17 protein-coding genes are annotated in these 19,435 nt (G+C 60.5%); 4 read left to right on the forward strand and 13 right to left on the reverse strand.

The window, feature by feature from the left end; genetic code table 11:
* Entirely contained in the window at positions 1-2,820 is a 2,820-nt protein-coding gene (locus ACEN2R_RS06070; protein WP_442040249.1) for a CHASE domain-containing protein, read from the reverse strand.
* A gap of 337 nt (positions 2,821-3,157) precedes the next feature.
* Between ACEN2R_RS06070 and ACEN2R_RS06075 the strand changes: the two genes are divergently transcribed.
* Together ACEN2R_RS06075 and ACEN2R_RS06080 are read left to right on the forward strand one after the other, a co-directional pair.
* A complete protein-coding gene (locus ACEN2R_RS06075) occupies positions 3,158-4,447 on the forward strand; it encodes a PQQ-dependent sugar dehydrogenase (RefSeq protein ID WP_442040251.1) in 1,290 nt (429 codons plus the stop codon).
* 104 nt (positions 4,448-4,551) lie between these two features.
* The gene (locus ACEN2R_RS06080) at positions 4,552-5,172 is read left to right on the forward strand and encodes a TIGR02466 family protein (RefSeq protein WP_442040253.1); all 621 of its coding nucleotides are present in this window, start codon (positions 4,552-4,554) and stop codon (positions 5,170-5,172) included.
* A 44-nt stretch (positions 5,173-5,216) separates the two neighbouring features.
* Here the strand turns inward: ACEN2R_RS06080 and purU are convergent, their stop codons facing one another.
* The 12 genes from purU to ACEN2R_RS06140 all read right to left on the reverse strand — a co-directional run bounded on the left by purU (position 5,217) and on the right by ACEN2R_RS06140 (position 17,856).
* Entirely contained in the window at positions 5,217-6,074 is an 858-nt protein-coding gene (gene purU, locus ACEN2R_RS06085; protein ID WP_442040255.1) for a formyltetrahydrofolate deformylase, read from the reverse strand.
* Between the two features lie 65 nt (positions 6,075-6,139).
* Positions 6,140-6,940, reverse strand: coding sequence for a 5-deoxy-glucuronate isomerase (gene iolB, locus ACEN2R_RS06090; protein WP_442040257.1), 801 nt, complete (start codon positions 6,938-6,940; stop codon positions 6,140-6,142).
* Positions 6,937-7,149, reverse strand: coding sequence for a hypothetical protein (locus tag ACEN2R_RS06095; RefSeq protein WP_442040259.1), 213 nt, complete (start codon positions 7,147-7,149; stop codon positions 6,937-6,939). Before ACEN2R_RS06095 ends, iolB begins: the two co-directional genes overlap by 4 nt.
* Entirely contained in the window at positions 7,149-8,048 is a 900-nt protein-coding gene (gene iolE / locus ACEN2R_RS06100; protein ID WP_442040261.1) for a myo-inosose-2 dehydratase, read from the reverse strand. Before iolE ends, ACEN2R_RS06095 begins: the two co-directional genes overlap by 1 nt.
* The gene (gene iolD / locus ACEN2R_RS06105) at positions 8,045-9,874 is read right to left on the reverse strand and encodes a 3D-(3,5/4)-trihydroxycyclohexane-1,2-dione acylhydrolase (decyclizing) (protein WP_442040263.1); all 1,830 of its coding nucleotides are present in this window, start codon (positions 9,872-9,874) and stop codon (positions 8,045-8,047) included. Before iolD ends, iolE begins: the two co-directional genes overlap by 4 nt.
* Complete coding sequence (locus tag ACEN2R_RS06110) at positions 9,871-11,784, reverse strand: bifunctional 5-dehydro-2-deoxygluconokinase/5-dehydro-2-deoxyphosphogluconate aldolase (RefSeq protein WP_442040265.1); 1,914 nt, start codon at positions 11,782-11,784, stop codon at positions 9,871-9,873. Before ACEN2R_RS06110 ends, iolD begins: the two co-directional genes overlap by 4 nt.
* A gap of 12 nt (positions 11,785-11,796) precedes the next feature.
* The gene (gene iolG, locus ACEN2R_RS06115) at positions 11,797-12,801 is read right to left on the reverse strand and encodes an inositol 2-dehydrogenase (protein WP_442040267.1); all 1,005 of its coding nucleotides are present in this window, start codon (positions 12,799-12,801) and stop codon (positions 11,797-11,799) included.
* Between the two features lie 48 nt (positions 12,802-12,849).
* A complete protein-coding gene (locus ACEN2R_RS06120; RefSeq protein WP_442040441.1) occupies positions 12,850-13,620 on the reverse strand; it encodes an ATP-binding cassette domain-containing protein in 771 nt (256 codons plus the stop codon).
* A gap of 27 nt (positions 13,621-13,647) precedes the next feature.
* Positions 13,648-14,661 (reverse strand): ABC transporter permease, encoded by a 1,014-nt coding sequence (locus tag ACEN2R_RS06125; protein WP_442040269.1) that lies wholly within the window; start codon positions 14,659-14,661, stop codon positions 13,648-13,650.
* Positions 14,662-14,780: 119 nt separating this feature from the next.
* Entirely contained in the window at positions 14,781-15,725 is a 945-nt protein-coding gene (locus ACEN2R_RS06130) for a sugar ABC transporter substrate-binding protein (RefSeq protein ID WP_442040271.1), read from the reverse strand.
* 86 nt (positions 15,726-15,811) lie between these two features.
* Positions 15,812-16,606, reverse strand: a complete 795-nt coding sequence (locus ACEN2R_RS06135) for a TIM barrel protein (RefSeq protein WP_442040273.1) — start codon at positions 16,604-16,606, stop codon at positions 15,812-15,814.
* A 218-nt stretch (positions 16,607-16,824) separates the two neighbouring features.
* The gene (locus tag ACEN2R_RS06140) at positions 16,825-17,856 is read right to left on the reverse strand and encodes a LacI family DNA-binding transcriptional regulator (protein WP_442040275.1); all 1,032 of its coding nucleotides are present in this window, start codon (positions 17,854-17,856) and stop codon (positions 16,825-16,827) included.
* 134 nt (positions 17,857-17,990) lie between these two features.
* Between ACEN2R_RS06140 and ACEN2R_RS06145 the strand changes: the two genes are divergently transcribed.
* Positions 17,991-19,070: a fatty acid desaturase family protein gene (locus ACEN2R_RS06145; protein ID WP_442040277.1), complete on the forward strand. Its 1,080-nt coding sequence runs from the start codon at positions 17,991-17,993 to the stop codon at positions 19,068-19,070.
* A gap of 48 nt (positions 19,071-19,118) precedes the next feature.
* Positions 19,119-19,433, forward strand: a complete 315-nt coding sequence (locus ACEN2R_RS06150; protein ID WP_442040279.1) for a MocE family 2Fe-2S type ferredoxin — start codon at positions 19,119-19,121, stop codon at positions 19,431-19,433.
* Positions 19,434-19,435 lie beyond the last annotated feature (2 nt).

Below are 19,435 nucleotides of genomic sequence, written 5' to 3' on the forward strand. Positions count from 1 at the left end.
TCAGCCTGCAACATTTTCCTGGGTGGCGCCCTCTGTCGCCTTCGGGCAGGTGAACCAGAACGATGTCGGGGCGCCCTTGACGCTGTCAAACCCGATTTGGCCGCCCATTTGCTCGATCAGCTGCCTGCAAATGCTCAGTCCCAGGCCGGTGCCACCCTTGGCCCGTGTATCGGAACTGTCGGCCTGCGAAAACGGCTGGAATATCTTGGCTCTGAAGGCGTCAGGCACCCCTGCCCCGTCGTCCCTGACCGAAACCTTCTGCATCGCGCCGTCGTCTTCGATGGTTATTCGGACCGTGCCGCCCTCGTCCGAGAATTTGCAGGCATTCGACAAAAGGTTGATGACAACCTGCGACACGCGGTTGCGATCAACCCAGGCCGGATCGCCGCGCGACTGTGTCTTGACCGATATATGGATCGCGCGTGCGGCGGCCGCAGGTCTGATCAGATGCACTGCGTCCTCGACAATTGCAGTCAGGTCTTCGGCCCGGAACGTAAAGTCTATATTCCCGGACGAGACCTTTTCCAGATCAAGAATGTCATTCACCAGATCAATCAGACGGTCCGTGTTGGTCAACGCAATTTCCAGCAGGCGTTCGCCCGATTTGGGTAGTTTGTCGCGCATCGTGCCCAGCATCAGCCCGATTGCCCCCTTGATCGAGGTCAGAGGCGTGCGCAACTCGTGACTGACGGTTGCGACGAACTCGCTTTTGATCCGCTCCACCTGCTTTTTCTCGGTGATGTCGTTGACCTGCGCGATAAAGACCTGCCCGCCGTTTCCAGGGTCGGTAACCCGCGAGATGCTGATCAGCCCCCAGGCCAGTTCGCCGTTCTTTTTCATGATCCGGTGCTCGCCCTGATAGGTCTCGGGGCTGTCGATGGTCAGCTTGGCAATGTTTTGCGCGATGACGTCATAGGCCTCGGGGAACACGATGTCCTGCGTCGACATATGAAGCAATTCGACCTCGGAATAGCCGGTCAACTGGCACATCGCGCCATTCGCGCCCACGATATGCCCTGTTGCCTCGAACTGCGCCATGCCAGCGGGGGCGTGGGCAAGAAGCATGCGGAACCGTTCTTCGCTTGCGTGCAGCGCATCGCGCGTTTCGCGAAGCGAGGTCACATCGGTCTGCGCCCCGACCAGCCGCAGCGGCGTGCCATCGGGGGCGCGTTCTACCACGACGGCATCGCACCGGTGCCACCGCCAGCCCTTGTCACCGAAGTCAATTCTGATTTCGGAAATGGAACGCTCTGTCTCGCCGCGCAGACAGGCGGCATCTGCCGCCTCCAGTTGCGCCCTGTCATCGGGATGAATCCGCCCGAAAAAATTGCTCTGGTTTGCGATGGTCATGTCACCGACGGGCAAATCCATCAGCGACCGCCAGGTGTCGGACACAACCGACACCCCCGTCACCAGATTGACGTCGAACACACCGATTTCGGCCCCTTGCAGCGCAAGGTTCCAGCGTCTCTCGGTCTCTTGCAGGTGCCGCGCACTGGCCTCTTGCTCTGTGACGTCCCGCGCAACGGCGGTATACCGCGTCTCTCCGGCGGCGGTGGACCAGGTGTTCATCTGCACATCCAGCATCAATGCAGACCCGGTCTTGGTCCTGCATCTGGCCGGCAGCGCGGTGCCCCAATGATCAGAGGTGTCCTGCGGAACCAGATGGTCAAACGGCAGGCCGCCCATTTCAGCAGCGGAATAGCCGAACAGACTCTCGGCGGCCTGATTGGAGCTGATGATTTCGCGGCTTTCATTCAACACAAAGATAGAAACCAAGGCGTTCTCGATCACCGACTGGTTCTCTTCCTCGCGCGAGGTCAGCTCTTTGGTTTTTTCATCGACAAGCGCGGTGGCAACCTGTTCCCTTTGATAGGTCAAAAGCAGAAACGCGCCGAAAAGACCGGTCAACCCGAAGCCGACAAGCAAAACGCCCCAGGCCGCCGCCCCTTGCACGGGGTGTTCGAAGGCCTCTGTGCTTGCCCATTCCAGCGTCCATTCCCGGCCGAATACCGAAATCACGGCCGTCCGCACAAGCGCAGAGGCATAGGCTGCACTGCCTGCGGGCCTGCTGTCATAGACAAGCATTCCGGCATCGGTGGTCCGGCCGTCATAAACCCTCAGGTCGAAATCAACCCCTTGGCTGAGCGTCAGCTGGTCCAGCACGCGGGCCCCGGTGAAGGGGGCATAAATCCATCCCACAAAGGCACCGCGGGTGCCATCTTGATTGGGAAACGCCTCATAATGTGGATACAACAGCAAAAACCCCGGAAGGTTCGTGCCATCCTGCACCAGATCAATCCGCCCCGTCAGGCGTGCGGTTCCGGTGGCCCGGGCCAGTTCGGCGGCGGTTCGTCGCTCTGCCTCGAAGGTAATATCCAGACCGACAGCAGGCGCGTTTTCCGCCAAAGGTTCGATGTATTTGACAACCATCTTTTCCGTCGAGGACGTGTCCGGATGGATCTTCAGATCGACGATGCCTGCCTCTTTTGTTTGCGCGATAAAGGCCTCTGTCTTGTCGTGGGCCACCGGAACGATCAGACCGATCCCGCTGATACCCGTCAGCTTGTTGCCGATATCCAGCGCGTCGACGTAAACCCGCCACTCGGCCAGATTGACATCCTCGGATGCCCCCAGAAAGCCGCTGATCCCGCCCAGACTTTGACGATAGCTTTGCAACCGCACCAGCAACGCGCCGCGGCTGTTGTCGATGATGCGCTGGAATGCGTTCTCCTGGCGTGCGGTCTCGAAGGATCTGACCCCCAGAAATGCGAAAACGGACAGGCTGACACAGGCGACAAACAGGGACAAATGCGCCATGCGCGACCTGGCTCTCACGCTTTAACACCAGTTATTTGCTTGCGCGCCATATGTATCCGAACCGTGCTGTTTGTTTCTAATAGATTTATTCCGGGCAGATTTGATTATAACCATAGGTTGTTTTGCGCGATAGCGAATTTTGAACAAGCCGCGGCAGTGTTGCGACAGTGTTGCATTCCCCGACGTATTGGTCGTGCAGCATGATCGCAACCAACATTCCACGCACCGTCAAGGCAATTAGGCGGCCCACAGAGGGCGGGTTGAAACACCGGAATTCGGCCTTTGCCTCGCTCTGGCGCTGCGCTAGGCTGGACCTGAAAAATCATCGGGGCATATCATGGACTTTCTGGCACGCGCGACGGCTATTGTGGGCGGCACAATGGTGCTACTCAGACGGATGGGGGCGCCCGACACACAGGCTGTCGGCACGACACCAACAATCCCAGAGGCAAAGAAACAGGGGATCATGACCCTGAAAATGCCCACCGCAAAAGGCTGGGCGCCGGGTCAGGTGCCGTCGGCGGCTCCGGGGCTCAAGGTCAATGCCTTTGCGTCGGATCTGCAACATCCGCGCTGGATCGAGGTGCTGCCGAACGGCGATGTTCTGGTCGCCGAGGCGCTGCAACAGGCCAGCCCGCCGAAAAACCTGATGGACCGCGTCACCCAGGCCACGATGCGCCGCGCCCGTGCGCTGGGGAACAGCGCCAACCGGATCACGCTGTGGCGCGACGAAGACGGCGACGGCGTGGCCGAAACCCGCAAGGTGTTTCTGGAAAACCAGAACCAGCCCTTCGGTATGGCGCTGGTGGACGGCACATTCTATGTCGGCAACACCGACGGCATCGTTGCCTTTCCCTACAAGGACGGCGACACCCGTCTGGCAGGTCCGGGCCACAAGCTTGTCGCGTTCAAGCCGGGCGGGCATTGGACCCGCAGCCTGATTGTCTCGCCCGACCGAACCAAAATCTATGCCGGTGTCGGATCGCTGACCAATATCGCAGATGACGGCATGGACGCCGAGGAAGGCCGCGCCGCGATCTGGGAGCTTGACCTTGCAACCGGAAAGGCGCGCATTTTCGCGTCCGGCCTGCGCAACGCCGTGGGCACGGCCTGGGAGCCGGAGACAGGGGCGCTGTGGACCGTGGTGAACGAGCGGGACGGCCTTGGCGACGAGACCCCGCCGGATTATCTGACCTCGGTGCAGGATGGCGGGTTCTACGGCTGGCCCTATTGCTATTGGGGCAAGACGGTGGATGACCGTGTGCCGCAGGATCAGGCGCTGGTGGATCGCGCGATCACGCCCGATTACGCGCTTGGTGGCCATACCGCGTCGCTGGGCCTCTGCTGGATGCCAGAGGGCACCCTTCCCGGCTTTTCTGACGGGATGGTCATCGGTCAGCACGGCTCCTGGAACCGCTCCACATTGAGCGGCTACAAGCTGATCTTTGTGCCGTTCGAAAACGGCCACCCGTCGGGGCCGCCCCGCGACATTCTGTGGGGATTTTTGTCTCAGGACGAAAAAGTATCGTTCGGGCGTCCGGTCGGTGTCACTATCGGCCCCGACAAGACCTCTTTGCTGATGGCCGACGATGTTGGCGATGTCATCTGGCGGGTCACCGGGGCGTAGCGCCCGAAGTTGGCGCAGGCGGGCGGCGTTCGGGGTGCATATCAATTCACGCCGAACGGGCCGGACTGCTTTGCGCGCCCCAAGGCGCTGGGGTAAGACGGGTCATGTCACAGATAGAATCACTTTTCGTCACCCGCCTGTACCGCGCCGCACTTGCCGAACTCGGCAAGGCGCCCGACGCGGCAGAGCTTGAAACCACCTGCCTGTCGATTGCCGAGGATGACGAGGCCGGACAGGACTGGTGCGAGAAACACGGCTATCCGGGCTATACCAGCTATGCCTCGCTGGATGATCTGGCCTGGCGGTTCCCGATCTTCAAGGATCTGGTCAAGGTGCTGGACAAGCATGTTGCGGCCTTTGTCAAAGACCTTCAGTTCGATCTGGGCGGCAAGAAGATCAAGCTGGATTCAATGTGGATCAACATCCTGCCCACAGGCGGCGTGCACACATCGCATCTGCATCCGCATAGCGTGATCAGCGGCACCACCTATGTCACGATGCCCACAGGCGCCAGCGCCATAAAGTTCGAGGATCCGCGGCTGGCGATGATGATGGCCGCGCCTGTGCGCAAGGCCAAGGCGCGGCCCGAATTGCGCACGTTTACCTATGTCGCCCCCGAAGCGGGCGAGGTTCTGCTGTGGGAAAGCTGGCTACGCCACGAGGTGCCGCTGAACATGGCCGACGAGGAACGGATCAGCGTCAGTTTCAATTACGCCTGGGGCTGAGGCGCGACAGGATCACCGCCGCGCCCATGCGCCGCCGCGTCGCTTCAGGTTCTGAACACCACGGTTTTGGTCCGGTTCAGCAAAACGCGGTCCTGCAAATAGTATTCGACCGCCCGTGCCAGAACACGCCGTTCAATATCACGACCCTTTTTCACCAGCTCATCGGGTTGGTCCGCATGGGAAATGCGCTCGACGTCCTGCTCGATGATCGGACCCTCATCCAGATCCTCGGTCACGAAATGCGCCGTCGCGCCAATCAGTTTGACCCCGCGCGCATGGGCTTGGTGATAGGGTTTCGATCCTTTGAAACCGGGCAGGAAACTGTGGTGGATGTTGATACACCGTCCCGACAGGAATGCCGAAAAATCATCGGACAGGATTTGCATATACCGCGCAAGAACCACCAGATCGGCACCTGAATCGGTGATCAACTGCTTCAACTGCGCCTCTTGCTGCGGCTTGGTTTCTTTCGTGATGGGGCAGTAATGGAAGGGAATGCCGTGAAAATCCAGCCCGACGAAACTTGTGGCGGGGTGGTTGGCGCAGATGCCGACAACATCCATTTCAAGTTCACCGATCCGGTGGCGATACAGCAAATCGGCCAAACAGTGATCGAACTTGCTGACCAGTATCATCACCTTCTTGCGCGCCGTCGGTGTTTTGAATCCAAAGTCGAGGCCATGCGGCCCGGCGACATCCCCAAATCCGGCCAGAACCGCGTCGAACCTGTCTTCGGCGACAAAATCAAAAGCGATCCGCATGAAAAAGTTGCCGGTGTCGGTGTCGTCGTATTGCTGTGCCTCGACAATATTCGCGCCACACTGCGCAAGAAACGTCGAGACAGCCGCAACGATACCTGCATGGTTCTTGCACGACAGCGTCAGAATATAGGGAGCACTCATGCTGGTTTGTCCAGTTCTGGGATAGGGTAAGGGGGGATGATCCGGCGTGCGGGCCTGACGCGGGGTTACTGGTCGCGCTCGTAGATCCAGTTGTGGTCGGGATGGTTCTGGAACCGCCATTTGCGGATCGGGCCGGCCATGACGTTCAGGTAATACATCTCGTAACCGTAGGGCACGCCGCAAGGGTGATGGCCGCGGGGCACCAGAACGACGTCGTGGTTGCTGACGGCCATCGTCTCGTCAAGGCTGCCGTCCTCGGTCCAGACCCGCTGGATGCCATAGCCCTGTGCGGGGTTCAGGCGGTGGTAATAGGTTTCTTCCAGATAGGTCATGTTCGGATAGTCGTCTTCGTCATGGCGGTGCGGCGGGTAGGACGACCAGTTGCCTTGCGGGGTGAAGACCTCTGTCACCAGCAGGCTGTCGGCGACATCAATGCCTTCCATGGCGATGTTGTTGATATAGCGCGTGTTGGCCCCCTGCCCGCGCGGGGTCAGTTCCGGCAGGTCCAGAACCCGCGCCGCATGGCCGCCTTTGCCCGGCGCAGTGCAGACCGCCAGCGTGCATTCGGTGGTGGCGGTGGCCGACCAGTCGGACCCGTTGGGAATATAGACGCAATGCGGCGGTGTGCGCTCGAACACATCCATCCGGTCGCCCAGTTCGCCGAAATCCTGATCGCCGGCGCCGATGCGGGCCTTGCCCTCGACCAGCACAAGTATCACTTCGGTGTCGCCCGTGGGTTCGGCGACGGTTTCGCCTTTGGCCAGACGATACAGCCCGAACCCGACATAGCCCCAGCCCGCATCATTGGCGGTGATGTCATGAACCTTGCCAGTGGTCCCCGAAGGTTTGCGCAGCAGGTCGGTCATTGGTCAGGGCCTTTCGCTTTATCGGTTTTCTGCCGGAACACAAAGAAGAACTGCCATGCGCAGTAAACCCCCAATGCCCCGAACAGGATCGCCCAGAACGGCTCGTTACTGCGGAGTTCCACAGCGCCCCACCCCAGACAGAACACGACGACCGCGATCCGCCGCCAAAGCGGTCGGAAGAACGGATGTTGCACATCAAGTATCTGCATCAGCTTTTGTCCAATCCGGCCCCTTTGGCCATCTCGCGCAGGGATTTCAGACCCAGCGACTGATAGTCGAACGGGTTGCGCAGGGCGGGGTCCTGCTCTGCCTCGATCACCAGCCAGCCGTGATAGCCCGCGTCCGCGGCGACCTTCAGGACAGCGGGAAAATCAACGCCGCCTTCGCTATCACCCGGCACGGTAAAGACGCCACGGCGCACGCCCTCAAGGAACGACAGCCCCTGTTCGCGCACCTCTGCCATAACCGAAGGACGCACGTTCTTGGCATGCAGATGCCCGACGCGGCCCGCGTGGCGCGCCAGAACCTCTGCCGGGTTTCCGCCGCCGAAATAGCAATGCCCCGCGTCGAACAACAGCTTGGTTGCAGGTCCGGTATTGGCCATGAACAGGTCGATTTCACCGGGCGTTTCCACGATGGTGCCCATATGGTGATGGTAAACAAGCGTCAGACCCTGCGCCTGTGTAAAGGCGGCAATCGCCTCGACCTTGGCACCGAACTCTGCCCAGCGATCCGTCGCCAGAACAGGGCTGTCCGCCAGCGGCGCGCTGTCCTTGCCGTGAATCGCATTAGAGGTCTCGCAAGCGATGCAAACGCTGCATCCCATCGCCTTCAGGCGGTCCAGATGCGGCTGCATCGCCACTTTCTGTTCCTCGACAGACAGTTCCAGCAAATCCAGCGAATACCACGCCGACACGAACCGCAGCCCGTGCGGGTCCAGCACCGCCTTCAGCGCAACCGGGTCCCATGGCATCTTGTGGCCATTCTCGATCCCGTCAAAGCCGATCTTGCCTGCTTCGGTCAGGCACTGCGCCAGCGGGATATCCGCGCCCAGCGTCTGGTCGTCGTCATTGGACCATGCAATCGGGTTTGTGCCGTAGCTAATCATCTTGCGTTACGCTCCTTTAGCGCGGCCTCGTAGGCGGTGCGCGCTGTGTTGACATCTTTGCGGACCGAGACCTCGGGCACCGCGACGTCCCACCATGTGCCACCGTCCGGCGTGCTTGGGTAGGGGTCTGTGTCGATCACCACGACAAACGGTCCCCTGACCGTTTTCGCGTGTTCCAACGCCGCCGAAAGTTCGGCGATGGATCCGGCCTTGACCGCCTCGGCCCCCATGGACGCGGCATGGGCGACAAAGTCGATATGGCTGGGCTGGGTATGATAGGAGTGGTCAAGCAGGTTGTTGAACTCTGCCCCGCCGGTGCCCATTTGCAGCCGGTTGATACAGCCGTAGCCACGGTTGTCGGTCAGGACGATGGTGATCTTGATCCCCATCATCACCGCCGTCGCCAATTCCGAGTTCATCATCATATAACTGCCGTCGCCGACCATGCAGATCACATCGCGATCGGGTTGGGCCATCTTGATGCCCATGGCACCGGCCATCTCGTAGCCCATGCAGCTAAACCCGTATTCCATATGATAGGCCCCGGCGCGTGGCGCTTTCCACAGCTTGTGCAGCTCTCCTGGCATGGTGCCTGCGGCGGACATCACGACCGTATCGGGGCCAGCGCTGCGTTGCACGGCACCGACGACCTGCATGTCGCTGGGCAAGGCCTTGGCGTCTGCCGGCGCGTCTGTCAGCGGGTCAACGGCGGCAAACCATTTGGTTTTCAACGTGCCATCGGGGGCTGGTGCCTTATGCCCGCCCAATGCCTCTGTTACCTCGGCCAGACCAACCAGCGCATCGCAATTCAGCGGCAGTGCGCCGTGTTTCACCGCATCATAGGCCGCGACGTTGATCGAGATCAGGCAGCGGCCTGCGGTCTGGAACAGGTTCCTGCTGCCGGTGGTGAAATCCTGAAACCGTGTCCCGACCCCGATCACTACATCGGCCTTTGCGCAGATCTCGTTGGCCGAGGCGGCGCCGGTGACACCAACCGGACCGAAGTTCAACGCATGGTCCCACGGCAGGGCGGATTTGCCCGCCTGCGTTTCGACGACCGGAATCCGGTGCGCCTCGGCAAAGTCGCGCAGGGCATCGGTGGCCCCTGCATAATGCACGCCGCCGCCTGCCACGATCACTGGCGTTTTGCCCGCCTTGATCGCCGCAACGACATCGGCCAGTTCCGCCAGATCGGGCCGGACCCGGCGCTGGCGCCAGACCTTGGGCGCAAAGAACGCGTCGGGATACTCATAGGCCTCGGCCTGAACATCCTGACAGAAAGCCAGGGTGGCCGGACCGCAGGCCGCAGGATCGGTCATCACCGCCATCGCGCGGGGCAAGGCGGTCAACAGCTGTTCGGGCCGCGCGATCCGGTCGAAATAGCGGCTGACAGGGCGGAAGCAATCATTGGCGCTGACCGTGCCATCGCCGAAATCCTCGACCTGCTGCAAGACCGGATCGGGGCCGCGATTGGCAAAGACATCACCCGGAATGAACAGCACCGGCAAGCGGTTCACATGCGCCAAAGCGGCGGCGGTCACCATATTGGTCGCCCCCGGCCCGATAGAGCTGGTCACAGCCATCGCGCGCTTGCGGTTCGACTGTTTGGCAAAGGCGATGGCGGCATGGGCCATGCTTTGCTCGTTCTGGCCGCGATAGGTCGGCAGCGTGTCGCGTATGCCATACAGCGCCTCGCCCAGTCCGGCGACATTGCCGTGACCGAAAATGCCCCAGACGCCCGCAAAGAACGGCACACCGTCCTCGTTCATCTGCACACTCAGATACCGCACCATGGCCTGTGCTGCGGTCAAACGGGTCGTGGTCATGCTGCTTGCTCCTTGGTGGCGGCGCGCGTCTTGTCCCAGACATCGCAAAGACGTTTATAGTTGGCGGCCATTTCGGCAATCGCATCGGCGTCGGACAAGGTATCCGTCATCCAGCGCTTTGCGACATCGCCAAAAATCGTGCGGCCCACGGCGAACCCCTTGACCAGCGGATACTTAGAGGCAACGGCAAAGCTGGCCTCCAGTTCGGCTGCGGGGGCATCAAGACCCAGCACCACAATCCCGCGGGTGTTCGGGTCGTTGCGGGTGATCGCATCCACCGCATTGCCCCAGGCCGCATCGGTCTTGAACGGCTCCAGCTTCCACCAGTCAGGGTAGACGCCGATATCGTAGAACCGCTGGATGATCCGGGCGGTGGTCATGTCGTCGACCGCGGCGACCTTTGACGGGATCACCTCCAGCAACAGCTCCAGCCGGTTGCGACGGGCAGAGGCGAACAGGCGTTTGACCGTTTCCTCTTGTTGCGCCTTCACGGCGTCGGTGTCGTCGGGGTGGTAGAAGCACAAGACCTTGACGACCTGATCCAGCGGCCATTCGCGCAATCCGCCAAAATCCGGCCCAATCTCGGGTTCCAGCGTCAGGGGGCGCGATCCGGGCCATTCGACCGGGCGACCGATCCACAACCCCTGCCCTTCGGCCTTGAACAAAGCGTCGCGGCCAAGCCGCCCGTCGCACAAAAGCCCGTACCCCTTGCGCCCGTCCGCGACCTGCGCGGCGGCGGCAAGGCACAGCGTCTTGAACTGGCCGATTTTTGCGATTGTCGCCCCCTGCATCGTTTCCAGCTGCATCCGGTGATCGAAGGCAAAAACCCGCATCAAGGACCAGTCGCCCTTGCGGTTCGTGGCCCAATGGATCTGCTCCAGCGCCGCATCATGGCGCAGTGCGGGTGTGACCACGCCGCGTTCCAGAAAGAACTGCAACTCCGCCCAGCTTGGATAGGCGGGGGTGCAGCCATGGCGCGAGACGGCGAAGGCCCCGCAGGCATTGGCATAGGTCAGCGCACGCGGCCAGGCCTCGCCATCCAGCCAGCCCTTCAGCAGCCCCGACATAAAGCCGTCGCCCGCGCCAAGCACGTTGAACACCTCGATCGGAAAACCCGGACCGCTTTCGCCCTGATCCAGCGTATCGGGGATCGCTGCAGTAAACGCCGCAGCCCCCATCGGGCCGCGTTTGCACACCAATGTGGCATCCGACACCGCCCGCACCGCGCGCAGCGCCGCGATGGTATCGGTGGTGCCGCCCGCGATGTGGAACTCTTCCTCTGTGCCGACGATCAGATCGAACAGCGGCAGCGTCTTTTGCAGTTTGGCGGTGACGGCCGCGCTCTCGACAAAGCGGCTTTCCCCGTCGCCGTGCCCCGCAAGCCCCCAAAGATTGGGGCGGTAATCAATGTCCAGCGCGGTTTGTGCGCCGGTTTCGCGGGCGATGCGCAGGGCCTTCAGCACGGCGGCCTCTGTTCTGGGGTTCGACAGATGGGTTCCGGTGACCACAACCGCGCGGGCCGATCCGACAAAGGCCGGATCAATGTCGTCCTCGCACAGCGCCATGTCGGCGCAGTTCTCGCGGTAGAAAATCAGCGGGAACTGCTCCTGATCGCGAATGCCAAGCAGCACCAGCGCGGTCAGGCGTTCGGGGTCGGTCTTGACACCTTGCACATCAACGCCTTCGCGCTGCAATTCCTCGCGGATAAAGCGGCCCATATGCTCGTCGCCGACACGGGTAATCAGGGCGGATTTCAGCCCCAACCGCGCCGTGCCGGCTGCGATATTGGTCGGCGATCCGCCGATATATTTCTCGAAACTTCCCATGTCCTCCAGCCGACCACCGATCTGTGCGCCGTAAAGGTCGACCGATGATCGGCCAATCGTAATCAAATCAAGCTTTTTGGTCATGGGATATTCCGATCAATCCAGAAGTTCGGACAGACGCACAACGCGCCCTTCGGCGACAGACAGCAGCGCCGCATCCGCCAACGCCAATGCGACAAGCCCGTCGTGACCGGTTGTGGGCGGCACCGACTTTTCCGTTACCGCCTTGACGAAGGCCGCGATTTCAGCGGCATAGGCGGCGGTGTAGCGGGTCATGAAAAAGTCCAGCAAGGGCGGGCGAGTGAATCCCTTGGCATTTGCCAACTCGATATTCACCTCGCGCATGTTTTCTGCGGCGACCATACCGTCAGAGCCCAGAACCTCGACCCGCTGATCATACCCGTAGGTCGCACGCCGAGAGTTGGTGATGACGCACTGGCGGCCCGATGCGGTGCGCAGGATGACATTGACGCTGTCAAAATCGCCCAGCTTGCCGATTTCGGGATCGACCAGAACCGAAGCGGCGGCCTGCACGGTTTCGATTTCTTCGCCCAGCACGAAGCGGGCCATGTCGAAATCATGGATCGTCATATCGCGGAAAATACCGCCAGAGCGCGAGATGTAATCACAAGGCGGCGCGCCGGGGTCACGGCTGGTGATTGTCACCATTTCGACCGCCCCGATTTCGCCCGCGTCTATTGCCGCCTTCAGCGCACCGAAATGCGGATCGAACCGGCGGTTGAACCCGACCATCAGGGTGGCTTTTTCCGCAGCGACGACCTTCAGGCATTCCTTGACGCGCTGAACGCTCAGATCGACAGGTTTTTCGCAAAAGATGGCTTTGCCCGCCCGCGCGAAACGCTCGATCAGGTCGGAATGGGTATCGGTGGGCGTGCAAATGACGACGGCGTCGACGTCAGCTGCCGCCTCGATCTGTTCGATCGTGCGGATATCGCAGCCGTATTCGCCTGCAACGGTCTGCGCCGCCGCCGCGACCGGATCGGCGATGGCGGTCAGAACCGCCCCGGATGTCGAGGCGATTGCCTTTGCGTGAACGCGCCCGATACGGCCTGCGCCTAGAACGCCAAAACGTAGTGTCATATGAGTGTCTTTTCTGGTTGGAGGCCCGCCGGTGCGACGCGCCGAAAATTATGCAAAGCTGGCTTCGGTCGTGTCGCCTTTGACACCTGTAATATAGGATACGATATCATTGCCATCGGTTTCATCAACCCGAAGCGAGGCCACAAGCCGGCCGCGGCGGAACACGATGATGCGGTCCACAAGATCGAACACCTGCCGCAGGTTATGGCTGATCAGGATCAGCGGAACGCCCTGCTCTTTCAGGGTGCGGATGATGTTTTCGACCTGTCCGGTTTCCTGAACGCCCAACGCGGCGGTAGGTTCGTCCATGATGATCAGTTTCGACGCGAAACTGGCCGACCGCGCAATGGCAACGCACTGGCGCTGGCCCCCCGACATGTTGCGGATCGCGTTGTTCAGATCGGGAATTTTCACCGCCGTCTTTTTCAGCGCCGCCTCTGTGGCCACCCGCATGGCGCGGCGGTCCAGAATGGAAAACGGCCCGAGATTGAGCAGGATCTTTTCGCGCCCCAGAAACAGGTTCGACGGCACGTCCAGATCATCGGCCAGAGCGAGGTTCTGGAACACCGTTTCGATGCCCGCCTCGCGCGCCGCGATCGGGCCGGTGAAATGCACCTCTTGCCCATCGAACCAGACCTTGCCCGAGGTGCGCTGTTCCACGCCGGTGATCTGCCGCACAAAGGTCGATTTGCCCGCACCGTTGTCGCCCACGATGGCAACATGTTCGCCCGCGCGCAGCTCGAAATCCGCGCCTTCCAGCGCATGAACCCCGCCATAACGCTTTGTCAGGCCCTCGGTCTTCAGGATGATGTTCTGCATAGTCATGATCTTGTCCTTTCCTGAACCTTAGCTGCCCGAAATCGCACGGCGCTTTTGACGCCAGACGTCGGCAACAACCGCAGCCACGATAATCACGCCCTTGATCATTTCCTGATAATAGGCGTCGAGACGCAGAAAGGTGAAACCGGATATGATAACACCGAATATCAGCATACCGATTGCCGTGCCTACGATAGACCCGCGCCCGCCCGCAAGCGACACGCCGCCGATCACCGCCATCGCAATGGCGTCCAGTTCGTACATCTGGCCCATGCCCGCCTGCGCCGTCAGACCCCGCGCGGCAATCACCATGCCCGCCAGACCGGCAAGAACGCCGGCAATCGAATAGACCAGCACCAAATGACGCTCTACCTTGATACCCGACATCCGCGCGGCATCGGGGTTGGACCCGATGGCGTAGGTGTGTTTGCCGTAAAGTGTGTATTTCAGGATCAGATGAAACAGCAGTGCGATGACAATAAAGATCGCGACGGGCATCATGCCCTTGCCGATAGCCGCAAAACCGTCGGTCGGAAAAGAGACCGGCTGCCCCTTTGTATACCATTTCGCCAGACCGCGCGCCGTGACCATCATGCCAAGTGTTGCAATGAACGGCGGGATCTTCGTGTAGGCGATCAACATGCCGTTCACGAACCCCGCGAACAGCCCGCAGCCAAGACCCACAACCAGCGGCACAATCACCGGAAGGTCGGTCAGGTTCGGATAGACCGCCCGCGGATAGGTGGACACCTGCGCAAGGCTCATCGCGATCATCGCCGTCGCCCCGACAATAGAACCCGAAGACAGGTCGATGCCGCCGGTGATAATCACCTGCGTCACGCCGATGGCGATAATGCCGATCACCGACACCTGAAGGATCATGATCGAAAGACGCTGGGTGTTCATCAGAAAGCTTTGGTCTTGAGTCATCCAGCCCAGAACCTCGAAGATCAGCGCGATGCCGATCAATCCGAGAAGCGCGTTAAGTTCTGCGGGCCAATACCGCTTCGGCTTTGGGGGTGTTTGTGTCGCAGTTGCCATGAAATGTCCCTGTCATATTCTTTCGGCCAACCAGACGCCCTAGAGCCGGTCCGCCCGCTTTTGGCAGGTTCGGGGCGCAAGGACATTCCCCCTGCGCCCCGTCCTGAATGCTTGACCTATCAGTTCTTGGCTGCGTATTCGGCCAGGTTTGCAGGGGTCACCAACTCGAACGGGATATAGACCTTCTGCGCAACCTCGGCACCCTTTGCGAGAGCAAGGGCCGCATCAAGCGCGCCTGCCCCCTGACCTGCCGCGTTCTGGAACACGGTCACGTCCAGTTCGCCTGCGGCCATCGACGCCAGGGCGTCTTGCGTGGCGTCAACACCGCCGACAATCATGTCATCCATCGAAATGCCTGCAGCTTTCAAAGCCTGAAGCGCACCCAGTGCCATTTCGTCGTTGTTGGCGACGACGGCGTCGAACTGGATCCCTGCGGACAGCCAGTTGGCCATCAGATCGGCCCCCTGTGTCCGCGACCAGTTCGCGGTCTGCTCTTCGACGATGGTCATGAATTTGCACTCGTCGGTTGTGATAACGTCATGTACGTCCTGGGTCCGCTGGCGCGCGGCCTGGTTCGACAGTTCGCCCATCATGACGATGATGTTTGCTGCGTCGCCTTTGCCCTTTTCCTTCAGCAGGCGGCAGATTTCCAGCGTTTCCAATGTGCCGGACTCGACCTCGTTCGATGCGACGAATGCCTGATTGTCGGGCAGCGTATCGACGTTGACAGGCTGGCGGTTGACATAGACCAGCGGAATTCCGGCGGCTTCTGCGGCTTGCGACATGGCGACCGTTGCGTCGGTGTCGACCGGGTTCACGATGATCGCGTCAACGCCGGACGCGATGAAGTTCTGGATCTGGTTCAACTGCTTGCCCACGTCGTTCTGCGCGTCTTCAACCTGAATATCGACGCCCGGCAGGGTGCCGGCATAATCCGTCATGCCGTTGCGCAGAACGGTCAGAAAGTTGTCATCGAACAGCGCCATGGAAACGCCGACGTTCTCTGCCATGGCAGCCGTTGACAACAGCGAAGCAAGGCCAGCGGCCACAAGTGTCTTTTTCATTGTATTCCTCCCGATATGGTGTCCGGCTCACCACAATTGATTTTTCCGGAAGCCCGTTGAGGGCGTTGCAATCATCGTTGCCCGTTTCAGGCGGCCTTGGCGGCCAAACGGCTGGCGATGAAATCGAAGGACCGCGACAGCTCTGCTTTCGGGTCGGTAAAGGCGTGAACAACAGGCGAGAACGGCTCGAACGAGATCGGTCCGGTATATCCGGTGGCCATCAGCGCCTCGATCTGGTCGATGTTACCCAACCGGTCCTGCGCATCCACCAGAAGGCGGTGCGCATCCTGCATGTCCGATACCCGCACCGCGCCGTCTGTGACGCCTGAAATATGCACGATACCAGTATGTTCGGGAAACAGCGGACCGCCCCCCGCAAGATGATGATGGAACGTGTCATGGACCAGTTTGAACTGACCGGCGGCATCCATCGCCTCGATCGCATCAACCGCTTCGGATTTGTAGCGCAGCGCGCAAACCTCGAAACCAAGCGGCTCTACCATGCCGATCAGGTTATACTCTTGCAAAAGCGGTTTCAGTTCCCGCAGGGCAACCCGAAGGTTTGCCTGACGCTCGCCGTTGCCCATGCCCAGCCCGTCATTGCGCGGGATCAGGCTGACGGCCTCTGCCCCGCAGGCCGATGCGATTTCCATCAACGCCCGCGCCTCTTCGCGTTTTTCGTCGGACCAGTCGTTGAACCGCTTCACCTCGGCCAGGGCAAGGATACGCACGCCCGCCTTTTTCGCGGCCCCGCGCACCGCTTCGGGGCTGTCGCCGTCGAACAAGGCGCCGGGCAGATCATTGCGGAACTCTACCCCGACGCAACCCAGCGCGGCGGCCAGATCAAGAAATGCGTCGTAGCGCATTGCCGGTGCAGTCATGTGATTTAGTGCTTTGGGCAGCATGGCTACCGTCTCCTCCCGTGACACCGCGTCTTGCGGTCGCGCCCTACGACCTGAAGCCGCACAACGCTATTGGGGGGAAACATGGCCGAGGCCCCGATGTTGGGTCAAGACGGCGGCAATCATTCGGTATCATAGATGAAATATTTCCCATCATGTAAATGATGTTTTTCTATCAAGCAGAGAGCCCCTGACCCCTAGATGGATTCCGGCAAGGATATATGCGGCTCCAGAAAATGCTGGCTTGGGACCAAAGAGCCTTCGCCCAATTTCGCCTCGGTCATCAGCCGCACAAGATCCCTGCACAGCAACGGCAAGGGCGTGCTGCCGACCATTGTCACATAGCGGTCGAACAGGGCAGTGCGCGATTCCGGCGTCAGTTCGTTCACCACAAGCGCCACCTGCCCCGGTTGCCGGACCTCGCGCAAAGCGGAAAATGCCCCCTCCATCCCGCCACCGGCAAGATATATGCCCACCAGATCCGGGTGCCGCGACAACAGATCCAAAGTGGCCTCGTAGGTCAGCAAGCGCGTTTCCAGATTGACCAAAGTGTCCAGCAACTGGAACTGCGGCATGGATTCGCGGAAATAGCTGCGAAAGCCGGCCTCGCGCATTTCATGCCCGTGCCAGCGATGCCCGCCGACAAAAATGGCGATCTTTCCGGGCTTGCGCGCCGCAGTGGCCAGCATCCACGCGGCAACCCTGCCGACCTTCAAGTTATTGAGACCAATGTAGTTTATCCGCTCTCCTTGCGCGAAGTCGGACAACAGGGCGAAGGTGGGAATGCCGCTTGCCTTCAAATCCCGCACCGCCTCGGAGGTCAGGTGATGGTTGACCGCCGTCGCCGCGACAGCATCGACGCGCCCCTTCATGGACAGCAATATCTCTGCAACATCTGTCGGCGATTGAGAGGTCGAGAATTCGATCACCGCGCGGCCCCGGATGTTGGGTGCATTGCGCACCGCGTGTTCGATTTCGGCCGCGAAGTTACGATAGAACGCCTGCTTTTCCTTTTGCAGAACAAAGCCGAAGCGCATTTCCGGCAGATCGCCGCGCAGACGCTGTTCGATCAGATTGGTCGCGTGATACCCGATTCTATGGGCCGCGTCAGAGACCCGCCGCGCCGTTTCCTCGCGCACTTTAAGGCGGCCGTTCAAAACCCGGTCCACTGTTGCGACGCTGACGCCCGCCTCTTTCGCAATATCGTGAATCGTCGGTCTGCCAGCCATGATGCCCCCTGATGATGTAAAGCTATCATTTACGATGATCAATATTGATGGATATTGACTGAAATTCAATCCCCCAATCTGGTCACACGATAAATGCCCCCCTATCGTCGCCTTCAAAGACGGGAGGGTCCGAGATGACGAAACGTGACTACAGTATGCTTGGGAAAGACGCGCAGCGCGCGGTAGAGACAGGTCTGTCTGCGGCCGAATGGTATCACACCGATGTCCCCCGCAAAGAGATGAAGGCGCTGATGCAGCGCAGCAATGGTCCGGCGATTCGCGACAGCATCGTGCTGTTCGGATTGATGGCCGCCTTTGCCGCAGCGGGCGTGACCTTGTGGCCCTCGTGGTGGTCCGCACCGTTCTGGCTGGCCTACGGGGTGCTTTACGGGTCGGCAATGGACAGCCGCTGGCATGAATGCAGCCACGGCACGGCGTTCAAGACCGGATGGATGAACGACATCATCTACCAGATCGCCAGCTTTATGATGGTCCGCAATCCGGTGTCATGGCGGTGGAGCCATGCGCGGCACCACACCGATACCGTTATCGTCGGTCGCGACCCCGAGATCGTCGCGATGCGCCCGCCCGCCCTGATGCGGATCGTGCTGAACCTGTTCGGGATTGTGGATGCGGTGAATGGCTGGGCGCGCATGCTGCTGAACGCAAGCGGACGCCTTGACCCCGAAGAGGCCACCTATATTCCGGATACGGAAAAACCCAAGGTCATTTCGGTCGCGCGTCTCTGGGTTGCGATCTATGCCGCTGTCATCGCGCTGGCGCTTGCGACCCAGTCAATCCTGCCATTGATGATTGTCGGCCTGCCCCGGCTTTACGGCGCCTGGCACCATGTCATGACCGGCGTTCTACAGCATGCGGGGCTGGCCGATAACGTGCTGGACCATCGCCTGAACAGCCGCACGGTTTACATGAATCCCGTCAGTCGGTTCATCTATTGGAACATGAATTACCACGTCGAACACCACATGTTCCCAATGGTGCCCTATCACCGTCTGCCAGAGCTGCACGCGCGGATCAAGGCAGACCTGCCCGCCCCGAACACCTCGATCTGGCAGGCCTACAAACAGGTCATACCCGCCCTGAAGCGACAGCTCTCTTACGAGGATTATTTCCTGAAACGGGATCTGCCAGCGACGGCAAAGCCCTATCGCGACGATTTTCACCAGACCGCGCTTGGCGTGCCCGCAGAATAAATGCCCCAAAAACACCGAAGAAACGCCGCACAACAAGGACAGACGACTATGACCAACTGGATCGAAGCCTGCGCAACCGACGACATCGACGAAGAGGATGTCATCCGCTTCGACCACGGCGGCAGGACCTATGCAATCTACCGCAGCCCGGAGAATGGTTTTTTCTGCACCGACGGGCTTTGCACCCATGAAAACGTGCATTTGGCCGATGGACTGGTCATGGATTACGTCATCGAATGCCCGAAACATAACGGCCAGTTCGACTATCGCAGCGGCGAGGCAAAACGCGCGCCGGTCTGCGTGAATTTGGGAACCTATCCAACCAGAGTCGACGGCGACCGCGTTCTGATCCAGGTTGCCTGAGC

The sequence above is a fragment of the Pseudogemmobacter sp. W21_MBD1_M6 genome, assembly GCF_052119585.1.
Classification (GTDB): Bacteria; Pseudomonadota; Alphaproteobacteria; order Rhodobacterales; family Rhodobacteraceae; genus JBGQOJ01.